The sequence below is a fragment of the Gordonibacter sp. An230 genome (assembly GCF_002159915.1).
Taxonomy (GTDB): domain Bacteria; phylum Actinomycetota; class Coriobacteriia; order Coriobacteriales; family Eggerthellaceae; genus Rubneribacter.
Genome location: NZ_NFJP01000064.1, coordinates 1 through 2,094, shown reverse-complemented (window position 1 = coordinate 2,094; position 2,094 = coordinate 1). Strand labels below are relative to the sequence as shown.

The window sequence follows — 2,094 nt, the reverse complement described above, 5'->3', positions numbered from 1 at the left end:
GCCTGCATCGACGGCGCCTGGTACCGCTACGACCCCGTGGACGGGAGGATGAAGCACGGGTGGCAGAGCATCGAAGGCTCTGACTATTACTACGATACCGTAGATGGGAAGATGTACACCGGTGCGCATTATATCGATGGCTATTGGTACTATTTTCACAAGATGGCTGGCTATCTTGATTACGAGGGAGCCATGGAGCAAGTGATGGCCACCGCGCATTCGCTGTTGGGCGTTCCCTATGTTTGGCTGGGTGTTTATCCGCAAGATGGCGGTATGGATTGCGCTTCATTCGTCTGGTATGTTTACCGTTGCCTTGGAGTTGACATAGGGTTCGAAACATATGATCAAATGTACGACGGCTATCGGATCGATTCGTTGGCCGACGCGCGTCCGGGCGATATCATCTTGATGTATTACGGTTCATGGCCGAATTACAACCCGAGTCTTCCCGAACATGTTGTTCTTTACGCCGGAAACGGTATGATCTATGAGGAGCCCGACTTTGGCGGCCACTGCCAATACGTTTCTCTGTTCTCGAAAGGCGCGACCAAGATGGAGATACGCAGAATCGTGCGTGGCTAGCAAGAAGGGGCGCTTGGGTTTTTCAAGCGCCCCGCTTGGTTGCTGCCGAGCCGGAGAAGGACGCTTCGCAGTTGAGGGAGTCTCGGATGACATACTGCGGCGGTGTGCTGAGGCATATGTAGCTTCGGCCAACGTATTCCCCGATGAGTCCGAGGACAAAGAGGATGAGTCCTCCCATAACCAGTATCAAGGTGAATGTCGAACTCCATCCGAGTGCCATGGAGGGGTCGAGGAGGCGCCGGATCACAACGACTATCGCCGATAGAAATCCAAGGAGGGCGAATGCTAGACCGAGGAGCGAGGCGACTCGTAGCGGCTTGACCGAGAAGGCGGTGAAGCCGTTGAGCCAGAGGGAAAAAAGCTTTTTAAGCGTATAACCCGACTGCCCCTGTTTCCTTTCTCGATGGGAGATGGGGACGTTGGCTGCTCTGCTTGTTGCCCGCAGCATAAGCCCCTGCATATAGGGATAGGGGTTGGTGTAATGAAGCACTTCGTCTACCAGATATCGTTTCGCCGCAAAATAGCTCGAAAGGTACAGGTCTTTCGGTTTGCCAATGAGCGAGCACGCCATCTTGTCGTTTAGCTTCGAACCTACGTTTCGAAACCAGCTATGCTGCTTTGTCTCGTAGCGTGCGTATACTAGATCGCAGCTATCGTTGAGCCTATCCACCAGCTTGAAAAGCTCCTCCGGAGGCGTTTGCCCGTCATCGTCCATGCAAAGGACAACGGCGCCTTCCGATACGGAAAAACCTGCCATGAGGGCAGCGTGCTGTCCGAAATTCTTTGAGAAATTCAGCACCTTCACGTTGGGAGACGCTTCCGCGAGGTGCCGCAGTACGTCAAAGGTATTGTCGGGCGATGCGTCGTTTACAAGGATGATTTCATACTCTTGGTCATGGTAGCGCTGCTGAACCGTTGCGCGAACCCGTCGAACAACGTCGTCGATCATAGATGCGGATTGATAGCAGGGAATGACGACGGAGAGTTTGACGGACATGACGGCTCCTTATCTATGAAAATAGCCTTTTCGCTATCATGCAATCATACCAAAGAAAAAGCTGGAGTAAGATACAATGCGGTTATAGAAGGAAGATATAGTGGAGGTTTCTCATGGGGAAGAAAACTTTTACGGCCATCTTGGGGAAGGCATCCGTTTTCCTCGCCGCTGTTGCTTTTGCGACGGGCGTTTTCCCTTCAAAGGCGTTCGCTGAAGGCACGGAAGATGCATTTCCATCCCCTTCGGACTCGTCGGCTGGCTCCCCGTCCGGGGATCTCGGTTCCGGCGGGGAGGGGGAGGCGCCCGCTGGCGGGCAGGGCGAGCCGCCCGTCGGCGGGGATGGGGAGGCGGCGGGGTCCCCGTCCGATCCTCCGGACGTCCCGACCGCTGACGAGGAGGGGGGGACGGCCCCTCCGGCGGATCCGCCCTCGCCCCCTAGGGACGGCTGGGTGGAGGTCGACGGGCTGCGGTACTACTACGAGGGCGGCGAGCCCCTCGAGGGGCCGCTGTTCCTC

At 56.0% G+C, this 2,094-nt stretch carries 3 protein-coding genes; 2 read left to right on the top strand and 1 reads right to left on the bottom strand.

Going from position 1 to position 2,094, the window contains the following annotated elements; all coding sequences use genetic code 11:
• Positions 1–582: C40 family peptidase (locus B5F40_RS15670; RefSeq protein WP_204217462.1), on the top strand; the 582-nt coding region annotated here is incomplete at its 5' end.
• Positions 583–604: 22 nt separating this feature from the next.
• Here the strand turns inward: B5F40_RS15670 and B5F40_RS15665 are convergent.
• Entirely contained in the window at positions 605–1,579 is a 975-nt protein-coding gene (locus B5F40_RS15665; protein ID WP_087195199.1) for a glycosyltransferase family 2 protein, read from the bottom strand.
• Between the two features lie 113 nt (positions 1,580–1,692).
• Here B5F40_RS15665 and B5F40_RS15660 point away from each other — a divergent pair.
• On the top strand, positions 1,693–2,094 hold a 402-nt coding region (locus tag B5F40_RS15660), incomplete at its 3' end, for a hypothetical protein (protein WP_204217460.1).